15 protein-coding genes are annotated in these 18,528 nt (G+C 59.9%); 13 read left to right on the forward strand and 2 right to left on the reverse strand.

Annotation, left to right across the window (positions count from 1 at the left end; translation table 11 throughout):
* Positions 1-206 precede the first annotated feature (206 nt).
* From VXJ35_RS05500 to VXJ35_RS05530, 7 genes are all read left to right on the forward strand, one after another.
* Complete coding sequence (locus tag VXJ35_RS05500) at positions 207-2,489, forward strand: hypothetical protein (RefSeq protein ID WP_064020794.1); 2,283 nt, start codon at positions 207-209, stop codon at positions 2,487-2,489.
* A 171-nt stretch (positions 2,490-2,660) separates the two neighbouring features.
* A complete protein-coding gene (locus VXJ35_RS05505) occupies positions 2,661-3,272 on the forward strand; it encodes a VPLPA-CTERM sorting domain-containing protein (protein WP_064020795.1) in 612 nt (203 codons plus the stop codon).
* 129 nt (positions 3,273-3,401) lie between these two features.
* The gene (locus VXJ35_RS05510; protein ID WP_064023381.1) at positions 3,402-4,268 is read left to right on the forward strand and encodes a peptidyl-prolyl cis-trans isomerase; all 867 of its coding nucleotides are present in this window, start codon (positions 3,402-3,404) and stop codon (positions 4,266-4,268) included.
* Complete coding sequence (locus VXJ35_RS05515) at positions 4,265-5,215, forward strand: HupE/UreJ family protein (protein ID WP_064020796.1); 951 nt, start codon at positions 4,265-4,267, stop codon at positions 5,213-5,215. Before VXJ35_RS05510 ends, VXJ35_RS05515 begins: the two co-directional genes overlap by 4 nt.
* A 28-nt stretch (positions 5,216-5,243) precedes the next feature.
* On the forward strand, positions 5,244-5,867 hold the full coding sequence (locus tag VXJ35_RS05520) for a putative 2OG-Fe(II) oxygenase (protein WP_064020797.1): 624 nt from the start codon (positions 5,244-5,246) through the stop codon (positions 5,865-5,867).
* A 90-nt stretch (positions 5,868-5,957) separates the two neighbouring features.
* Entirely contained in the window at positions 5,958-8,549 is a 2,592-nt protein-coding gene (locus VXJ35_RS05525; protein WP_197495975.1) for a fused MFS/spermidine synthase, read from the forward strand.
* A gap of 311 nt (positions 8,550-8,860) precedes the next feature.
* On the forward strand, positions 8,861-9,721 hold the full coding sequence (locus VXJ35_RS05530; RefSeq protein ID WP_082880809.1) for a DedA family protein: 861 nt from the start codon (positions 8,861-8,863) through the stop codon (positions 9,719-9,721).
* Positions 9,722-9,995: 274 nt separating this feature from the next.
* On the opposite strand, the gene VXJ35_RS05535 is transcribed toward VXJ35_RS05530, so the two are convergent.
* Positions 9,996-10,196, reverse strand: coding sequence for a KTSC domain-containing protein (locus VXJ35_RS05535; RefSeq protein WP_064023383.1), 201 nt, complete (start codon positions 10,194-10,196; stop codon positions 9,996-9,998).
* Positions 10,197-10,363: 167 nt separating this feature from the next.
* Here VXJ35_RS05535 and VXJ35_RS05540 point away from each other — a divergent pair, with 167 nt between their 5' ends.
* The 4 genes from VXJ35_RS05540 (at position 10,364) to VXJ35_RS05555 (ending at position 15,828) form a co-directional block, all read left to right on the forward strand.
* Positions 10,364-11,059, forward strand: coding sequence for an SDR family oxidoreductase (locus VXJ35_RS05540; protein WP_064023384.1), 696 nt, complete (start codon positions 10,364-10,366; stop codon positions 11,057-11,059).
* Between the two features lie 178 nt (positions 11,060-11,237).
* Positions 11,238-13,280, forward strand: coding sequence for a TonB-dependent siderophore receptor (locus tag VXJ35_RS05545; protein WP_064023385.1), 2,043 nt, complete (start codon positions 11,238-11,240; stop codon positions 13,278-13,280).
* A 287-nt stretch (positions 13,281-13,567) separates the two neighbouring features.
* Positions 13,568-14,200 (forward strand): carbonic anhydrase, encoded by a 633-nt coding sequence (locus VXJ35_RS05550; RefSeq protein WP_054763247.1) that lies wholly within the window; start codon positions 13,568-13,570, stop codon positions 14,198-14,200.
* A 29-nt stretch (positions 14,201-14,229) separates the two neighbouring features.
* Positions 14,230-15,828: a SulP family inorganic anion transporter gene (locus VXJ35_RS05555; protein WP_064020798.1), complete on the forward strand. Its 1,599-nt coding sequence runs from the start codon at positions 14,230-14,232 to the stop codon at positions 15,826-15,828.
* 43 nt (positions 15,829-15,871) lie between these two features.
* Here the strand turns inward: VXJ35_RS05555 and VXJ35_RS05560 are convergent, their stop codons facing one another.
* Positions 15,872-16,771: a LysR family transcriptional regulator gene (locus tag VXJ35_RS05560; RefSeq protein WP_064020799.1), complete on the reverse strand. Its 900-nt coding sequence runs from the start codon at positions 16,769-16,771 to the stop codon at positions 15,872-15,874.
* Positions 16,772-16,873: 102 nt separating this feature from the next.
* On the opposite strand from VXJ35_RS05560, the gene VXJ35_RS05565 reads away from it, so the two are divergent.
* A complete protein-coding gene (locus tag VXJ35_RS05565; RefSeq protein WP_064020800.1) occupies positions 16,874-17,473 on the forward strand; it encodes an FMN-dependent NADH-azoreductase in 600 nt (199 codons plus the stop codon).
* Positions 17,474-17,496: 23 nt separating this feature from the next.
* Complete coding sequence (locus VXJ35_RS05570) at positions 17,497-18,381, forward strand: pirin family protein (protein ID WP_064020801.1); 885 nt, start codon at positions 17,497-17,499, stop codon at positions 18,379-18,381.
* Positions 18,382-18,528 lie beyond the last annotated feature (147 nt).

Here is an 18,528-nt window from a genome sequence, read left to right on the forward strand (position 1 = left end):
CGCCCGCTGCCGAATGAATCGAGCCTGGGCCGCCGGAGCCGGCGCTGCATGGCTTCTTTCTATCAGACGATGCCATGTAATCCATGGCTTACGTCACTGATCTGTAACATCGAAATGCTATCAATATCGCAAAAGGATTTTGCACAACCCGCAACGGACGGATGCCCTTATTTTTGAATGCAAATGCCTTATCGAGGATCAGTTAGATGGATATCGGATTTAACAAAAGCCAACTCGCGTTGGCGGTAGTCGCGGCAATAGGCACGGGTGCCGGCCTGCCGACGGTTGCTCACGCCAAAACGCCGGGCCAGTACGTCGCCGGCGATTTTCACAACCACACCACGTGTTCCGACGGTTCGATTTCGATGCAGAAATTGGTCAAGAAGTCGCTGGACAAAACCGACGGCACTTTCGGATTGGATTGGTTCATCCAAGCCGGCCACGGCGGTAGCGGCAACCGTAACTGCACGCTGGTCGAGGACGCCACGCTGGCCAGCCCGGCCTATCCCGAAGTCTTTGCCGCCGACGGCGTGACAAGACTGGGGCCGGCCACAACCTGGCAAAACTCCAACCCGGCGATACAACCGAAAGGCAGGGTTTCCGGTACATCGCCTAACCAAGTCATGTGGCGCTGGCAATCGATTCAGGAATTCCAATACCCGTTGATCGAGTATTTGAATGCCGAGAAAGACGTACCGTTGTTCATCGGTTTGGAGACCGTCGCGCCGGGCCACGAGCACGTGTCGATGGGCGTCATCAGCGGCCAGATTCCGGCTGAACTCGACGCGGTTGCGCTGCCGAACACCGCCGGCTATACCGCACTCGGCAATGCCAATGCCTTGTCGCAATGGGAATACTGCTTCGACCGCAACGATACCGATACCAGCCGCGGCAATACCACGACCACCAGCGGCATCGGCAACAACTGGGATTGTTCGGTACCCGGCAGCGCGAATGAAACCGATCCGAACTGGAACGCCGACGCGAAGAAACTGGTACCAGCCGGTGGCACCGGTACCGGCAACCGCGGCCACGCTAAAGCGGTAGAGTCGTTGAAATGGATGGCTGCGTTTCACCCGAAAGAGAGCTATTACGTGCCGGCCCACTTGGAACGCGCCGGACCGTTCAACCCCAACGGTAACAACGGTTTCAATATCGAACACTTGCGCGACTTCAACAACGCCGCGCCGGATGTCGCTTTCGGCTTCGAAAGCCAGCCAGGACATGGCGCCTCCGACAATCGCGGCGAATACCAAATTAAGCGCCAAACCATCAACGGCGTCGTCACCGACTCGGTCGGCGGCACTACCTACGGCGGTACCGGCGTTTATGCCGCACAAGTCGGCGGGATTTGGGATGCCTTATTGGGTGAGGGCCGCAATTGGTGGTTCTTTGCCAGCTCCGACTGGCACAACCGCGGCAGTTTCGGACCGGACGACCGCCGTTCCACCCAGGATTTCTACCCCGGCGAATACCAGCGCAACTATTCTTTAGTGCGCAACGGCAACGACAAAATCCGGCCGCAAGCCGTCGTGGATGCGTTGCGCAGCGGTAACAACTGGGCGGCGTCCGGCCAAATCGTCGACCGTTTGGGCTTCATCGCCTGCGCGTCCTACAAAGGCCCGGCCGCCCGCTCCAATGCCGCGGTGGAAGCGTTGGCCATTGCCGCCGCCGCCAACAACACCGACATCGACACATCCGGTTGCGCGACGATGGGCGAAAAGCTGGTGGTACGTCCGGGTGCCGAGATCGTGGTTTCGGTCGTAGTGCGCGATCCGGCCGGCACCAACTATTCGCCTTATACCTTCCCGAATCCATCGTTGGCGCAGATCGGCATCAATCAACCGCTCAATGCGCCGGTGCTGGACCATATCGATTTGATCCGCGGTCTGGTCACCGGCTACAAGACACCGGGCTCAGCCGATTACGCCGGCCAGTGGCCGGCCAACACGGATTGGTTGCGCGCCGACGGTTCGGTGGCGGATTTGTCGGTGGTACCTGCCGCGGCGAAAAATACTTCGGCGGCCATCATCAAGACCTTCAACGAAAACGGCGCTTCGGCTTGGTCGCCGCTGGTTTCCAACGTCGACGGTACCCAGTATCTGAAAATGACCTACCGCATCCCGGCGGTCAGCGCGTCGCAATACCTGCGCTTGCGCGGTACCAACTTGCCGGCCGGCGTGCCTTACGAGACCGACGCCAACGGTAACCCGTTGCCGGACGTATTCACCGACGCGGTCGACAAGACCATGTTGCGGATACCTTGCACCACCGCACACAGTGCCGAAAGCCAGTTCGACGGTTGTCCTGACCACATGGCGACCGCTAGCAGCGGCACGCCGAAAAACGGCACCGAGGCCATCGTCAATCCGATCGCTGGCCAAAAAGCGGTGTCCTACGACGTGGCGGCTTGGGCGGACCTGTGGTTCTACAGCAACCCGATTTACGTCCAGGTCAACGGTTCGGCCGTGGTCGCCGGCGTGAAATAAGTCAGGTTTCGACCGGCCGGGCGGCTTGATTCGGCGCCGAGCCAAGCCAAGCCGGGCAAGGCAATCCCGCGAGCGGCAGTGCTGTATCGCTCCAAGGATTGCCGCTCTTAGCCGGTCGGACATTTGAATACGTTACCGAACAGCAAATTTACTTAAGAACAGGATATAGCAATGAAATTTCAATTTTTGGCTTTGGCTATGCTGGCCAGCTCGCCGGCCTTCGCCTCCGGCAACTTTTTGGTGGACTTCGAGAAAAACTGGGATTACCTGAACGGTGACGTTGCCGAGTACTACAACGGCGGCAGCGCAGCCGACGGTACTTCGGGCCCGGATCTGGGCGTGTCGTTCGTTGGCGTGTCCGGTTTGTCCAACGATGCCGACTTTACCTATTACAGCGGCGCACCGTCGGTTACCGGCGTGGCTTACGTCTACGACACGGCATTCATGAACGTGGCCGGCGGCGTCAGCGGCGGTTTGCAGTTCTTTTACTCCTCGCCGGAAGCGGTTGCCGGCGCCATCAAAGCCTATTCCGGCTTGAACGGTAGCGGCGACTTGTTGGGCGTGTTCGATTTTGCCGCCAACAGTTCCGCGGCTTACGACCAATGGAGCCAGGCGCTGTTCAGCTTCGCCGGCACCGCGCAATCTTTCGATTTGAGCGCCGGCGCCAACATCGTTGCGCTGGATAACGTCAGCTCGGTTCCGCTTCCCGCTGGATTCTGGCTGTTGGGTTCCGGCTTGGCGATGGTCGGCGCCATCGGCCGCCGCGGCAAAGCAGCGGCGTAACGCCTTTTTAGCGGCACGGCCGACGGATTTGGCCGGGTGGGCGCCGCGCGAGTAATTCGCGCGGCGCCTGACTCGTTCGCAATGCCGCACAAGCAGTATCTTGTTTCAACTCAATAGTGCATGAAAAATATGTCTACTACGCTCTCTTCTCGGCAACAAGCTGCCGCATCGCGGCCGAAATCCGCAACTAACTGGCCGAAATGGCTGCGCGAGCCATTGCTGCATTTCATCGTGTTGGGCGGACTGTTGTTCGCCGCCGATTACGCGATTGTCGGCAACGCCGACGAGGCGCACACCATTGTGATTACCGAAGAAATCGATAACGAATCCGAGGATCTTTTCGAAGCCGCCCGCGGCCGCGAACCGAACAAAGAAGAAATGACGGCTTTGCAACGGGTCTGGCTGGATAACGAAATCCTCTATCGCGAAGGCCTGGCCATGCAGCTGGACAAAGGCGACGATGCCATCCGCGAACGGGTCATTTTCAAAGCCTTGAGCGTGATCGATACCAACCTGAAACAACCGCAGGCCGACGAAGCCGCGTTGCGGGCCTGGTTCGAACAACACCGGGAAAAATACGACGAACCGCCGCGCTTCGATTTTCAGGAAGCGGTATTGGCCGGCGAGAACTCCGAAGCGGCGGTACGCGAGTTCGTCGACCGCCTGAATAACGGCACGCCGGGCGACGCCGAAGCGGGACTGCGCGTGTTCAAGGGCCGGCCGCGGGCCAATCTGGAGCAAACCTACGGCGCGGAATTCGCCAACGCGCTGGAAAGCGCGCCGGCCGGCGCATGGCGGGCGCTACCGACCAGCCAGGGCTGGCGCGCAATCCGGCTGGATGCGGCGGCAAGCCATAAGCCGGCAGTGTTCGAAGCCTACCGCGGCGTAGTGCTGCAGGATTGGACCGATGCCAAGATGGCCGAATTGCGCACAGCCGCAGTCCGCGAATTGGGTAAGAAATACCAAGTCAAAATCGAACAGGTGATGGTGGAATGATGCGCGCGTTGACGTTATTGCTATTGCTCGGCCAACTTTTGATCGGCCGAGCCGCTCTCGCCCACGAGATGAGCATGGCCGAACTGAATCTCAGGGAAATGGCGCCCGGCGAATTTCTCTGGCAATGGGGCGCCAATGACAAGCGGACGCCCGCCGACGAACTGACGCCCATTTGGCCAGAGAGTTGCCGCGCCGACGGCAACGCCTTGCACTGCGGCGCAGCCGGCCTGAAAGGCAGCTTGGAAATCCAAGGCGTCGGCAAGCGCTTTTCCGCCGCGCTGGTCAAGGTGTTCTGGCTGGACGGCCAGTCCCGCGTTTACACGCTGACCGCCGGCCAGCCGACGGCACAGTTGTTCGGTTCGGCCAGCGACCAGCGCAGCCTGGGCGAAATCGCCTCGGCTTACACGGCTTTGGGCATAGAGCACATCCTGACCGGTATCGACCACCAATTGTTCGTGGTCGGCTTGCTGTTTTTGGTCGGCTTCAACCGCAAATTACTGTGGACCATCACCGCCTTTACCGTCGCCCACAGCGTTACGTTGGCATGCAGCGCGCTGGGTTTGTTGACGCTGCATTCGGCGCCGGTCGAAGCGACGATTGCATTGTCCATCGTCCTGGTGGCTGGCGAAGCCTTGCATCGCGAACCCACTCTGGCTCGTCGGTTTCCGGCCCTGGTCGCGTTTTTGTTCGGTTTGGTGCACGGCTTGGGCTTTGCCGGCGCGTTGCAGGAAATCGGTCTGCCGGAACAGCATTTGCCGAGTGCGTTGTTTACCTTCAACGTCGGCGTCGAAATCGGCCAGTTATTCACCGTTGCCGTGGCCTGGGGGCTCTGGTATGCGGCCCGGTACTGGCCGCGGCTGGCGCTGGCGCGTACCGCCACGGTTTACGGCATCGGCATTATCGCCGCCTACTGGTCTTGGGAACGCGCCGCGGCCATTTTTAGCTAGTAATTCTAATTTTTGCCAGTAAAAACTTATGGACGAAATCACCGGTCTGTTTCCAACCCCCTTCTTGCGTGCGCCGGGGACCTTGCCGCCGGATTTGGTGCAAGGTCTGGTCGAGCACTTCAGTTCGCTGGCCATGCAAGACAATAATACGTCGGTCAACCTGTCCCACACCCAAATGCTGAAACCCGGCGACAGTCCGTTGTTGGTCGAGGCCGCCGCGCGGGTCACGCCGAAACTGGCCGATTTCGGCGCGCTGCTGTTCGGCGAGCGCATCGGTTGGTCGTTGAAGGAAATGTGGGTCAACGTGCTGGACCAGGGCGGCTACCAGGCCATGCACAACCACGCCAACAGCTTTATTTCCGGCGTGGTCTATCTGACGCCGACCCATCCCGCGTCGCGCACCGTGTTCATGAAATCGCCGGGCGGCATCGATTTCAGCTTCAAGAACGACCATGCCGGCGTCACCACCGGACCGTTCAATGCCGAAAAATGGATCAGCCCGCAGCCGGAACCGGGCGATCTGGTGTTGTTCCCCAGTTACCTGTTGCACGCGGTGCCGCCGAATCCCGGCGAGCGGCGGATCACGCTGGCGATGAACGCGATCCCCAGCCGGCTGGATTCGTGGGGCTACGCGATCAATTTCAGCGGCTAGATGCTGACGACGGCATTGCGCGCGCAAAAGCGCTACCGGTTGGTTAACCGGCTACCGTATCCGGCCCGTGCCATTCGGCCGACCGAACCCATGCCTGTACTGTTAGAAATTCCTCCAGCCGCCGCAGACCATGCCGATGCCTGGCGCGGTTTTTGGCCGCTAGCCTTAATGCTGGCCTCGGGATTCGCCGGCCTGGGTTATCAAATCGTCTGGACTCAGCAATTTGGCTTGTGGCTGGGCCACGAGTCGGCGGCGGTGTTGGCGGTCGTGGCGGCTTTTTTCGGCGGTTTGTCGCTGGGGGCGCTGGTGTTGGCGAATGCTATCGAACGCAGCCGCAAGCCGCGCCGCTGGTACGTCGCCTGCGAAACAAGCATCGGGCTGTGGGCGCTGGTATTGGCGGTAGCAATGCCGGATTACGGCGCTTGGCTGCTGGCGCGGATCGGACCGGCGGCGTCGGAATTGCGGCAGTGGAGTGTGGCGTTTTGCGGCGTATTTTTGGGCCTGTTGCCGGCCACGGCGGCGATGGGTGCGACGTTGCCGGCGATGGAGCGCCTGGTGGCCGGGTTGCGGGCGCAACGCCGCTCGATAGCAGGTTTATACGCAATAAATACTGCCGGCGCGGTCTGCGGCGTGTTGGCGGCGGCGTTTTGGTTGGTGCCGGCCTTGGGTCTGAGTTTTACCGCAACGCTCTGCGCCGGCTTGAATCTAGCCTGTGCCGCCGGCGCCCGAGTTTGCTTTCCGGCGACGGTAGGCGAGCTTGCCAAACCGGTGGCGGCGAAGCCGAATTCAAGCTTGCTGCGTCTGGCCGCGACCGGTTTGCTCGGCATCGGCTACGAAGTCGTGGCGGTGCGGGTCCTCAGCCAAGTCAGCGAAAACACGGTGTATACCTTTGCCATGCTATTGGCCGTCTACCTAATCGGCAGCGCGGCCGGCGCGGCGCTTTACCGGCACTGGTGCAATCGTCTTCTTGGCAACGACCGCAAAGTCGAGGGCCTACTGTTTTGCGCTCAAGCCACGGCTTGTCTGATCGGTATTTCCAGTCTGTGGGGAGCGGAAGCCGCTAAAGCCGCGGTGCTCGAATTTTTAGGACCCGGCCTCGCGGCGGCGATGGCCGCTGAGGCCTTAGTGGCATTGGCGGCATTCGGCTTGCCTACCTTGTTAATGGGCGCCTTGTTTTGTCATTTGAGCGAACGCGCCAATGCGGCCGGTGCCGGTTTCGGCTTGGCTCTGGCCACCAACACCTTGGGTGCCGCGTTCGCGCCGCTGCTGTTCGGGGTGGTGTTGGTGCCGGCCGTGGGCAGCCAATACGCGCTGATAACCATCGCCGCAGCATACTTGTTATTGGCCAAGCCGGTCCGCTGGACTGCGTTGCCGGCCGCCGCGGCACTGGCGCTAGCTTTACTGGCGCCGGCGTTGGTATTTGTCGAGATGCCGGACGGCGGCCACGTCGTCGCTTACCGCGAAGGGGCGATGGCGGCGGTCAGCGTGGTCGAGGATGCGGACGGCGTGCGCCGGCTGCGGATCAATAACCGCCAGCAGGAGGGCAGCAGCGCGACCTTATTGGTCGATGGTCGTCAGGCATTGTTGCCAGTGCTGTTGCATCCGTCGCCCAAAACCGCGTTATTCTTGGGTTTGGGTACCGGCACCACCGCCGCGACGGCGGCCGCCGATCCAACGCTACAGGTCGATGCCGTGGAACTGTTGCCGGAAGTGGCAGCCGATGTCGGCTACTTCGCCCAGCCGTTTACTGCTGCCGGCCTGGCCCGGTTGCGCCTGTTGGAAGCGGACGCCCGGCGTTACGTGAAGACGGCGCCGCACGATTACGACGTGATCGTCGCCGACAATTTTCACCCGGCCCGTAGCGGTTCCGGGGCGTTGTACACGGTCGAGCATTTTCGAACAGTGCGGGAACGGCTTAACCGGGGTGGCTTGTTCTGCCAATGGCTGCCCTTGCACCAACTCGACCTGGCTACCTTGCGCAGCATCGTCAAATCCTTCTTGGCGGTCTACCCGGACGCGACCTTGCTGCTGGCTAGCAACAGCTTGGCGACGCCGGTGGTCGGCTTGATCGGCCGCAAAGGTGGCGAAGCGTTTGCGCCCGAGATCGCCCGCCGGCGGCTGCGCGAATCGGCACTGCCGAAAAGTCCGGCCGAATTCGGTATCGAAGACGAGTTTGCCTTGCTGGGCGGCTTTGCGGCCGGACCGGCGGCACTGGCCCGCTTTGCCGAGGCGGCGCCGCTGAATAGCGACGACCGGCCTATCGTCATTTACACAGCGCCTCGGATCACCTATGCGCCGGACTCGCAACCGGGCGACAGGTTGTTGGAATTGCTTCGGCAACTGGAATTGAAGCCGGCCGAATTATTCGCCGACACTGCCGAACCCGGCTGGAACGCCCGAATCGCAGCTTATTGGCAGGCCAGAAATGCGTACTTAACCGCCGGCCGCGCCGTGAAGCCGAGCGCCGACGTGCGGGCCATGCTGGCCCAAGTGCGTGGGCCGCTGTTATCCGCCTTGCGCATCAGTCCGGATTTTCGGCCGGCTTACGATCCTTTGCTCCGCATGGCGGCTGCGCTCAGCGCAGTCGACGCAGCGGCGGCCAGGGCGTTGGCAGAGGAATTGTCCCGCTTGCAGCCGACAAGGCTCGAAGCCCAGCGGCTGTTGGAGCGATTGGCCGAGTAAACTTTCCTCGCAGCGTGCTAACCGCATTGCCGCTAACTAAGGCGCTGAGGTTCGAGTTTCCCGGTTGAATAAATGGAGGGCAGAGATTTTACGAATAAAGTCCCTCCGGGTTCCCTGTATGCGCCGTGGCTAGTTTTGCAAAAAAGGGGGGAGGGAATGGCACCGGCGTTGCTTAGTATCCAGCGGCATTAATCGGAATGCACATCCAGCGTTCCAGGTAGACGAGTTCCCACCCCAGCGCGGGAACCCGCGAACGCATTCCCCGCTCTTAGGCTCGGATTCGGCTCACTGCGCGAAGAGGGGACCATAAGATGGATAGCATTATCTCCCTGGTGGAAAACCATATCGAATATGCGCCTTGGATCATATTCGGCCTGTTGTTGCTTGCCGGTTTTAACGTTCCGGTACCGGAAGACGGCATGTTGTTTGTTGCCGCGACGTTTGCCGCGCGCAATCCGGAGCAATTGCCGCAACTTTTCGCCGCCGTTTATTTGGGAGCATACCTTTCCGATCTGATTTGTTACGGCCTGGGCCGGTATTTGGGGCCCAAACTGAGCCATTGGCGGCTCTTCGCCAAAATCATGAACCAAGACAAGATCGACCGGGTCGCCGGATATTATCGAGACTATGGGATGTTGACGCTGTTGTTCGGCCGATTCGTACCGTTCGGTGTGCGTAATATCTTGTTTTTGACGGCCGGGCTGGGCCATATGAACGCAGTTAAATTTGCCGCGGCCGACCTGGTGGCGTGCACGTTGTCGTCGGTGGTGTTTTTCAGCGTTTATTACCGCTACGGCCAGAAAATCGTCTTGATCGTCCAGGAGGTGAACGTTGCGCTGTTCGTCCTCGCAGTCTCGGTCGGCGCCTACTTTTTATTGCAAACGCAAAAACGCAGCTTAGCGCAATACGCCGCCGGGCTATGGTTGCCCCGCTTCGGCGCGGGAATGCCATTTTTTACGCCTAGGCTTGTCCGTAAAGCCATAAGGGTTCCCTTTGCCAGCTTATCAGGCTACATCCGGGGCGGCCAAGGCTCAAAAGCCCAGCAAGGCCGAACCGAACAACCAGACCGCGCCCGGCACCGGTACCGCCGAGACTTGGTACAACGAGGTGGTTTCGCTGCCTGCGTTGGCGACGGCCAGATAGCTGCCTTGCGCGTTGCTGTGGAAATTTAAGGTCGGCCGGTCGAAACCGGTCGGTATGGATTGCCGGGCAAGGCGCTCCAAAATCTAAGCTGGCGAACGCGGCGGCAGGCGGGGGCTTTGAAAGCCTGCACGGCGACGGCAAGTGGGGGGAATTTGCCGTCGGCTGCAGGCTGACAATCTTGGTATTGCCGGCGCTAACGTGCCCTTGATGACCGAGTGGGGGATAGGTAGCGGTAGCAATGCCGGTCAGTCGTCGAGAACATTCCTCGCCAAGTCGCTAAACGCCCTCGCAAAATAGCGAATTTCAGCAAGGAAACAGGTTTTGCAGATGGCGCTTGTAAAACCGGTTTTTCGAGCGCGCTTTCAGAAAGTCGCTGAACAGTTGTTCCGGAACGTGGCAAAATTCCTGGACCGGACGGTCTTTGAAGGCAACCCGCATTTTGCGGCTGTCTTTGTCGTAACCGACCACCTCTATCGTGCTGGATTTAACGGCTTGCATTTGCATAACGGCCTCCGTTGGATTCAGGGTTTCGATGTGGCGGTCAGGCATGCGAAACCTCGAATAGTTCCGGATAAATCCCGATTTTGCCGCTAGGTATTTCGGCAATTTTGCAGAGCGGCCAAGCGGGCCGCGGTAACGTTCATTTCAATCGATTTTTGGAGGCATTCACGATGAAAACACTATTGGTCACCGGTGCCAACCGCGGCTTGGGCCTGGAGTTTTGCCGGCAATACGCGGCGGCCGGCTGCAACGTCATAGCGGCCTGCCGCCGGCCGGAGCAGGCCGAACAATTGCAGGCTTTGGCCGGCCAATATGCCAGTATCGAGCTGCAAGCGCTGGACGTGGCCGATTTCAGCCAAATCGAAGCCTTGGCGGCCAAGTTGGCCGAGCGCCGAATCGACGTGTTGCTGAACAACGCCGGCGTCTACGGCGACCAGTCCGGCCGCGGCTTCGGCAAGCTGGATTACCAGGCTTGGGCCGATACCTTGGCGATCAACGTCATGGCGCCGGTAAAACTGGTGGAATGCTTTTTGCCGCATCTGCAACGCAGCGATAAACCCTTGATCGCGTCGCTGAGCAGTTTGATGGGCAGCATGGCCGACAACAGCAGCGGCGGCAGCATTTTGTACCGTTCCAGCAAGGCCGGCCTGAATGCGGCGATGAAAAGTCTGGCCATCGACCTGCGGCCGCGCAATATCGGCGTGTTGATTCTGCATCCGGGTTGGGTCAGGACCGACATGGGCGGTCCGAACGGCTTGATCGACGTCGAGGAAAGCGTCAGCGGCATGCGCCGCTTGATCGACCGTTTCGACCTGGCCGATAGCGGCAGCTTCGTCAAATACGACGGTTCGCCGCTGCCGTGGTAAGCGCGAGCGGCCGCCGGTCGGGGAAAAACGTTACCGAAATAATGGCTTTTGCAAAAACGGCTATGCTTGAACTTCGATGGCGCGTCGCGGCCGGACACCCGCTTGCCTTGGCTAGCGGCCGCGGAACCCGAAATAGCCGGCATTGGAATTGTTGACAGAACGACTGCATAAATCTTCGATGAATCGCAAAGCCTGCTTGGCCGTTGTTTTTACCGGTTTCAGCGCGTTGGCCCTGGCCGACGCCGATAAAGCCGTGACCGAGATGGATACGGCCGATCTGCTGAATATGCAGGTCATTTCCACCCGCAAGAAATCGCAAGTGACATCGGCTTCGAAAAAAGCCGAATACGTGTCGAATGCGCCGTCGGCGGTGTTCGTGATCGGCAACGACGACATCAAACGTGCCGGCGTCACCAGCGTGCCGGAAGCTTTGCGCTTGGCGCCCGGTGTCGATGTGGCGCGGGTCAGTTCCAGTAAGTGGGCGGTCAGCATCCGCGGTTTTAACGGCATTTTCGCCAACAAGCTGCTGGTCATGATCGACGGCCGCAGCGTCTACAACCCCGGATTTTCCGGCGTATATTGGGACGCTCAGGACGTGATGCTGGAAGATGTCGAGCGCATCGAAGTGATCCGCGGTCCGGCTGCGACGCTGTGGGGCGCGAATGCCGTCAACGGCGTGATCAACATCATTTCCAAGCGGGCCGAGGATACGTCCGGCGGTTTGCTTGCCGGCGGCGGCGGTACCCTGGAAACCGGTTTCGGCGCCTTGCGTTACGGCAAACAATTGGGCGAGGATAGCTACGGCCGGGTGTACGTCAAGGGCTTTCAACGCGAGGGCCTGGGGCAGGTCGAGGGCTTTGCCGCCAGCGCCGACAATTGGGACAAGCAGCAAGGCGGTTTTCGCATCGATTCGCGCCTGTCCGGCCGCGACGAATGGACGCTGCAAGGCGACCTTTACCGTAGCCAGTTAAGCCAAAATGCGCTGTTGCCGGTATTGAGTTCGCCTTACCAGCAAAGCCTGATCGAGAATTTCTCCGCCGCGGGCGCGAATATTCTGTCGCGCTTGCGGCATACCTTCTCCACCAGCGCCGAGTACAGCCTGCAGTTCTATTACGACCACTCCGAACGCGGCAACCATTCGTTCGCCAAACAGTCGCTGGACACGCTGGACGTCGATTTTCAAAACAGTTTTGCCATCGGCGAGCGGCAGAACGCGATCTGGGGCGTCGGCTATCGAGCCAATCTGGACGAATTTTCGGATAGCCCGCTGATCCAGCCCACGCGCTTGAAACGCGATACCCATTTGTTCACCGCATTCGTGCAGGACGAGATCATGCTGGTGGACGACAAGCTGTGGCTTACGCTGGGGTCGAAGTTCGAACACAATTCCTATTCCGGCTTCGAAGGCCAGCCGACGGCGCGGCTGATGTGGGCGCCGACTTTGGAACAACGGGTTTGGGCGGCATTCTCCCGCGCGGTGCGGACGCCGTCGCGGGCCGATCACGATATTCGTTTTCTTAACGGCGTGATTCCGACGGAGGTTCCGGGGTTGGGTACGTTGCCGGCCGAAGTCGTGCTGAGCGGCAACCGGAATTTTCGGGCCGAAGATGTGCTGTCGTACGAGCTGGGCTACCGCTTCGCCTGGGCCAGCCAGGCTTCGCTGGACCTGACCGCGTTTTACAACGATTACGATAACCTGACCGCTTACCGGGCGGGGACGCCGTCATTGTTGGCTACACCGGTATTTCACCTGCTGCAACCGGTTACCGCCACCAATCTGGGCAAGGCCCATACTTATGGTTTCGAAGCGGCAGCGGTCTGGCAGATGGCGGACTGGTGGCGCTGGGATGCTAATTACAGTCTGTTGAAAACCGAGTTCGGCGCTTTCGTCGGCCTGGCGCAACAGACCAGTCCACAACATAACCTGTCGCTACGCGCCGCCATCAATCCGACGGAACGGGTTTCGCTGGATTTCTGGTTGCGTTATACCGGGCCGCGCAGTGTGGTCGACAATGGTGCCGGCAACCAGTTGCGGCAACTCAACGGCCGCGCCACTTTCGATACCCGTCTGGCCTGGAAAGTCCTGCCCAGTCTGGAGCTGTCCGTGATCGGCCAAAACCTGCTGGACGAGGGGCGGCTGGAATACATCGACGAGTCCGGCATCATTCAACCGGGCGGGGTCTCGCGCGGCGTCTATGGCAAACTAGAACTGCGGTTTTAACTTTAAAACGCTGCCGATGGCAGCGATACCTTCCAGCCGGGTTGGCGGTTTCATCGCCGGTTTCGCTTATCTCCCCCGCACCTAACGCAGGCTTCAAACACTTGTGCTTGCTGCAGCTTGCCTGGTGCCGGCAAAAAAAAATTCCGCCGATGCATTTTATTGCTTGCATATTAATTTCGATTCGATATTATTTCCTCGGCCGCTAACCGACTCCGCCTGACCGGTGCCGCGCCGCGGTACGCGAGGTTCGCGTCGATTACAATTATTACAAGCGAGAGGACGGTTTCATGCAGACACCCGCCAAATTATTACTGGAAAACAAAGCCTGGTCGGAAGCCATAGTCAAGCAACGGCCCGATTATTTCAAGACTTTGGCCAAGGAGCAGCGACCGGAATTCTTATGGATCGGTTGCGCCGATAGCCGGGTGCCGGCCGATACCATCGTCAAGGCCGAACCCGGCGAAATTTTCGTGCACCGTAACATTGCCAACCAGGTCATCACCACCGATTTCAACGGCTTAAGCGTATTGCAATACGCGGTCAACGTGCTGAAAGTCAAACACGTCATCGTCTGCGGCCATTACGGCTGCGGCGGCGTCGAAGCGGCGTTGCATTCGCAACGCGGCGACCTGGCGATCGCCAACAAGTGGCTGTCGCATATCAAGGAAATTTACCGGCTGTATCAGGACGAGCTGGATAACCTGCCGCCGCGCAAGCGGGTCGACCGCCTGGTGGAATGGAACGTGATCGAGCAAGTGCATCGGCTGGCGCATACCTCCATCGTTCAGGCGGCCTGGGATGCCGGGCAATCTTTGAGTTTGCGCGGTTGGGTTTACGGTTTGAGCGACGGCCTGCTCAACGAATTGGTGCATATGGACCAGAAGTCGTCGATCCACGAAATTTACCAATATGCCGGTTGAATATTCCCCGGCCCGAGAGGAGGTCCGTTATGAAAACTAATGTATCGTACTATCTGAAGTATTTGCGCAACGATGTGCCGGCCAGCGTCGTGGTGTTTTTGGTGGCCTTGCCGCTGTGTCTGGGCGTCGCGCTGGCGTCGGGCGCACCGCTATTTTCCGGCGTTATCGCCGGCATGGTCGGCGGCATCGTCGTCGCTTGGTTTAGCGGTTCCCATCTCAGCGTGTCCGGCCCCGCCGCCGGTCTGACCGTAATTGTCTATAACGCCATCGAGACCCTGGGCGATTTCAAGGCCTTTTTATTGAGCCTGGCCATCGCTGGCGTAATCCAAATGAGCTTGGGATTTTTGCGCGCCGGCCTGATCGGCGCGTTCTTTCCGGGGGCAGTGATCAAGGGCATGCTGGCGGCGATCGGCATGATTTTGATCATTAAGCAGACGCCGCACGCGACCGGCTACGACGCCGGTTACGCCGCCGACGAGAGTTACATGCCCGATACTGCCGGAGCGAGTTTTCTGGAATTCACCCAGTCGCTGAACGGCATTTCGCCGGGAGCGACCTTGGTCGCCGCGGTGGCATTACTGATTTTGATCGGGTGGGATAGCGGCTTCATCAAGCGCTTCAGCATCTTGAAAATGGTACCCGGTCCGCTGTTGGCGGTAGTTTGGGGCGTGCTGTTCAATAACTGGGCCTTGGCTTACGCCCCGGAATGGTCGATTGCCGAGAAATACCTGGTTTCGCTGCCGGAATTGGGTTCCACCAGCAATTTTGTCGCCCAGTTGCGTATGCCGGATTTCAGTTATATCGAGAACCCCAAAATTTACAGCGTCGCGCTGACCTTGGCGATTATTGCCAGCCTGGAAACGCTGTTGAGCATTGAGGCGGTCGATAAACTCGATCCGCACAAACGCATCTCGCCGACCAACCGCGAGTTGAAGGCGCAAGGTTTGGGCAACCTGATCAGCGGCTTGATTGGCGGTTTGCCGATCACCGCGGTCATCGTGCGCAGCTCGGCCAATATCAACGCCGGCGGCCAGACCCGGATATCCGGCTTCCTGCACGGCGTGTTGCTGATGGTCAGCGTGCTGTTTTTCGCCCGTTACCTGAACATGATTCCGCTGTCCTGCCTGGCGGCGATTTTGCTGCAGACCGGTTATAAACTGGCCAAACCGGCGATGTTTTTCGAATTTTACAAAAAAGGCCCGAACCAGTTCATCCCGTTCACGATTACTGTGTTCGCCATTTTGTTCACCGACTTGTTGGAAGGCATCGCCATCGGCATGGCCTGCGGCATCTTCTTCGTGCTGCGCGCCAATTTCCATGTCGCGATGTCGTTGACCCAACATGGTCCGCATTACCTGCTGAGGCTGCACAAGGATGTGTCTTTTTTGAACAAGGCCCTGCTGCGCAACCATTTGAGCAATATCCCGGACGATAGCGAACTGATTATCGACGGCGGCAAAACCCTGTTCATCGACCACGACATCCTGGAAACCATTGCCGATTTCCTGCTGGCCGCGCCGGACCGGAATATTTCGGTAGAACTGCAAGGCTTCGATCTGGCATTTCCGGCGCTGGGCTACGAGGCCGGCTTCTCGCCGCGGTTGGCGGCGTCAGCGTCCCACGCCTGACGGTCGCACAGGCATCCGCAAAAAGCGCCGGTTCACGCCGGCGTTACACTACCGGGCCCAGGCCGGCTTGGACAAAGTCGATAAAGGCCCGGGTCTTGCCGGGCATCAGCCGCCGGCCGGGAAATACCAGCCAAGCCGTGGTTTGCGGCAAACACCAGTCCGGCAGGACTCGCTGCAACTCGCCGCTTTGCAGGTAGGCCGCCGCATAGGCATCCGGGGCGGCGACGATGCCCCGGCCGCGGCAGGCCAGCTTGACCAGCAACTCCGGCGAATTTGCCAGAATCCGGGCCGGCGGCAACCCCTGCCAGCGGCGCTCGCCGCATTCGAGTTGCCATTGCGGCGGCTCGCGGTAACGGCCGGGTAGGCTTAACGCGTGATAGCGGCCTAAGTCTTCCGGCCGTTCCGGCTGGCCGTGCCGCGCCAGGTAAGCCGGCGCCGCGTACAAACCCCAGCTTTGCCGGTTCAGGCGGGTGGCGGTCAAGTTGGCGTCGTCCGGCAGATCGCCCATCCGAATCGCCAGATCGAAATGCTCGCCGACCAAATCCACCCGCCGGGCGGACAAATCGATTTCCAGTGCAATCGCCGGATAGCGGGCGCTGAACTCGGCCAACACCGGTACCAGAAACAAGGTAGCAAAGTCGTTCGGCAGCGAAATGCGCAGCGTGCCGCTGGGTTGGGATTGCCGGTGTTCGGCCCAGGCCCGGGCGGCGTCGATTTCCTCGCCGATCTGGCGGCCATGCTGCAGCAGGCGCAAACCGAATTCGGTCAATTGCAATTGCCGGGTGGTGCGCTGCAACAGGCGTTCGCCCAATTGCTTTTCCAGATGGCTGATGCGGCGCGACAGGGTCGACTTGGGCAAGCCCAGCAATTCTGCGGCCTTGGAAAAACTGCCGGCGTCGGCGACTTTGGCGAACAGCCACAAATCGTTGGCTTCGATAGTCATTGATTGTTCCTCCTATGGAACAATGTTATCCGTTTTCCGATCTTCTGCCCATTATCGCCCTGGCGTATAGTCTGCCCGACTTCAACATTTCGGGAGACCGCTATGAACATTCTGCAAATCAATTCCAGCATTCGGGCCGAAACCGCCCACTCCAGCCGCCTGGCCGATAGCTTGGTCGGCAAATTGCGCCGCCGCTTTCCGCAGGCGCGGCTGACCGTGCGCGATTTGGCGAAAATGCCGCATCCGGTGTTGGACGCGGCGGCATTGGCAGCGCTAAGTACGCCGGCCGAGCAACGCACTGCGGAACAGGCGCAACGGGTGGCGTTGGACGATGCCTTGATCGCCGAGATCCAGCAAGCCGACCGGATCGTGATCGGCGCGCCGATGTATAACTTCGGCATTCCGGCACAACTGAAAGCCTGGATCGATGCGATTGCCAGGGCCAGAGTCACGTTCCGCTATACCGAACACGGCGTGGAAGGTTTGCTAAAGGATAAAAAAGTCTATGTGATTCAAACCGCCGGCGGCGTGCACAGCGGTTCGGCGGCCGACAGCCAGACGGTTTACTTGCGCACCGTGTTGGAGTTTTTGGGAATGGAAGACATCGAATTCGTTTATGCGGAAGGCTTGGCGTTGGGGGAGGACGCGGTGCAAAGTGCCTTGCAATCCGCCGAAGCCAAAATCTCGGCCTTGGCCGCTTAATTTTTCCAGCGGGGAGAATCGTCATGAACGCACAAATCGAACAATCCGAAACCGTGCAACAGTCGCGGCAGATCGAACAACTGGTGGAGGGTAGGGCAACCTCGGACGGCGCCGGTGTCAAATTGACCCGGCTATTGGGCCAGGACTTGCAGCGGCGGCTGGATCCGTTTCTGATGCTGGACGCGTTTGCCAGCGAGTCGGCCGACGATTACATCGCCGGCTTTCCGAATCATCCGCACCGCGGCTTCGAGACCTTGACCTATCTGCTGGCGGGCCGGATGCGCCACCGCGACAATGCCGGCCACGAAGGCTTGCTGGAAACCGGCGGCATGCAATGGATGACGGCCGGCCGCGGCATCGTCCACTCGGAAATGCCGGAACAAAAGGACGGCTTGCTGGCCGGATTTCAATTGTGGATCAACTTGCCGGCTGCCGACAAGATGGTGCCGGCCTGGTACCGCGACGTGCAAAGCCCGGACATTCCGCAATTCGACCGCGCCGGCGCCCGGGTAAGGGTGTTGGCCGGTGCCAGCCACGGCGTAACCGGCCCGATTCAACGGCCGAAGACCGAACCGCTGGTGTTGGATCTGGAGTTGCCGGCCGGTACCCGCTTCGAGCAGCCGTTGCCGGCCGGGCATAACGCGTTTTTTTACGTCTACGGCGGCGAGGTCGAGGTGGCCGGGCGTATTGCCGGCCGCGGGCGGATGGCGGTGTTGAGCACGAATCCGCGAGCCGATGGCGTCGCTTTGCACGCGCTGGCAGACAGCCGGATACTGCTGGTTGCCGGCTCGCCGCTCGGCGAAGCGATCGTCCAACACGGGCCGTTTGTCATGAACAGCCGCGAGCAGATCGAACAAGCGGTATACGACTACCAGCACGGCCGTTTCGGATTTAACAATTCGGATTGAAGTCGCGGCAGCCTTTGCATTACCGCACGGAACGAGCCGGTTTCGCGCCGGCTCCGCAGCCCGTGTAGTCGATTAATATCCCGCCGCCGATGATTGCCGGTACGCCGGTTGGGCCGCGCTCGGCGCAGGCTGTCTAAGCTTAATGTG

Origin of the sequence: Methylomonas sp. DH-1 (genome assembly GCF_046097555.1) — a bacterium.
GTDB classification, from domain to species: Bacteria; Pseudomonadota; Gammaproteobacteria; order Methylococcales; family Methylomonadaceae; genus Methylomonas; species Methylomonas koyamae.

Bases quoted from the DNA above. Each gene is read 5' to 3' on its own strand.
- VXJ35_RS05500 (WP_064020794.1), top strand. From the start codon at position 207: ATGGATATCGGATTTAACAAAAGCCAACTCGCGTTGGCGGTAGTCGCG.
- VXJ35_RS05505 (WP_064020795.1), top strand. From the start codon at position 2,661: ATGAAATTTCAATTTTTGGCTTTGGCTATGCTGGCCAGCTCGCCGGCC.
- VXJ35_RS05510 (WP_064023381.1), top strand. From the start codon at position 3,402: ATGTCTACTACGCTCTCTTCTCGGCAACAAGCTGCCGCATCGCGGCCG.
- VXJ35_RS05515 (WP_064020796.1), top strand. From the start codon at position 4,265: ATGATGCGCGCGTTGACGTTATTGCTATTGCTCGGCCAACTTTTGATC.
- VXJ35_RS05520 (WP_064020797.1), top strand. From the start codon at position 5,244: ATGGACGAAATCACCGGTCTGTTTCCAACCCCCTTCTTGCGTGCGCCG.
- VXJ35_RS05525 (WP_197495975.1), top strand. From the start codon at position 5,958: ATGCCTGTACTGTTAGAAATTCCTCCAGCCGCCGCAGACCATGCCGAT.
- VXJ35_RS05530 (WP_082880809.1), top strand. From the start codon at position 8,861: ATGGATAGCATTATCTCCCTGGTGGAAAACCATATCGAATATGCGCCT.
- VXJ35_RS05535 (WP_064023383.1), bottom strand. From the start codon at position 10,196: ATGCAAATGCAAGCCGTTAAATCCAGCACGATAGAGGTGGTCGGTTAC.
- VXJ35_RS05540 (WP_064023384.1), top strand. From the start codon at position 10,364: ATGAAAACACTATTGGTCACCGGTGCCAACCGCGGCTTGGGCCTGGAG.
- VXJ35_RS05545 (WP_064023385.1), top strand. From the start codon at position 11,238: ATGAATCGCAAAGCCTGCTTGGCCGTTGTTTTTACCGGTTTCAGCGCG.
- VXJ35_RS05550 (WP_054763247.1), top strand. From the start codon at position 13,568: ATGCAGACACCCGCCAAATTATTACTGGAAAACAAAGCCTGGTCGGAA.
- VXJ35_RS05555 (WP_064020798.1), top strand. From the start codon at position 14,230: ATGAAAACTAATGTATCGTACTATCTGAAGTATTTGCGCAACGATGTG.
- VXJ35_RS05560 (WP_064020799.1), bottom strand. From the start codon at position 16,771: ATGACTATCGAAGCCAACGATTTGTGGCTGTTCGCCAAAGTCGCCGAC.
- VXJ35_RS05565 (WP_064020800.1), top strand. From the start codon at position 16,874: ATGAACATTCTGCAAATCAATTCCAGCATTCGGGCCGAAACCGCCCAC.
- VXJ35_RS05570 (WP_064020801.1), top strand. From the start codon at position 17,497: ATGAACGCACAAATCGAACAATCCGAAACCGTGCAACAGTCGCGGCAG.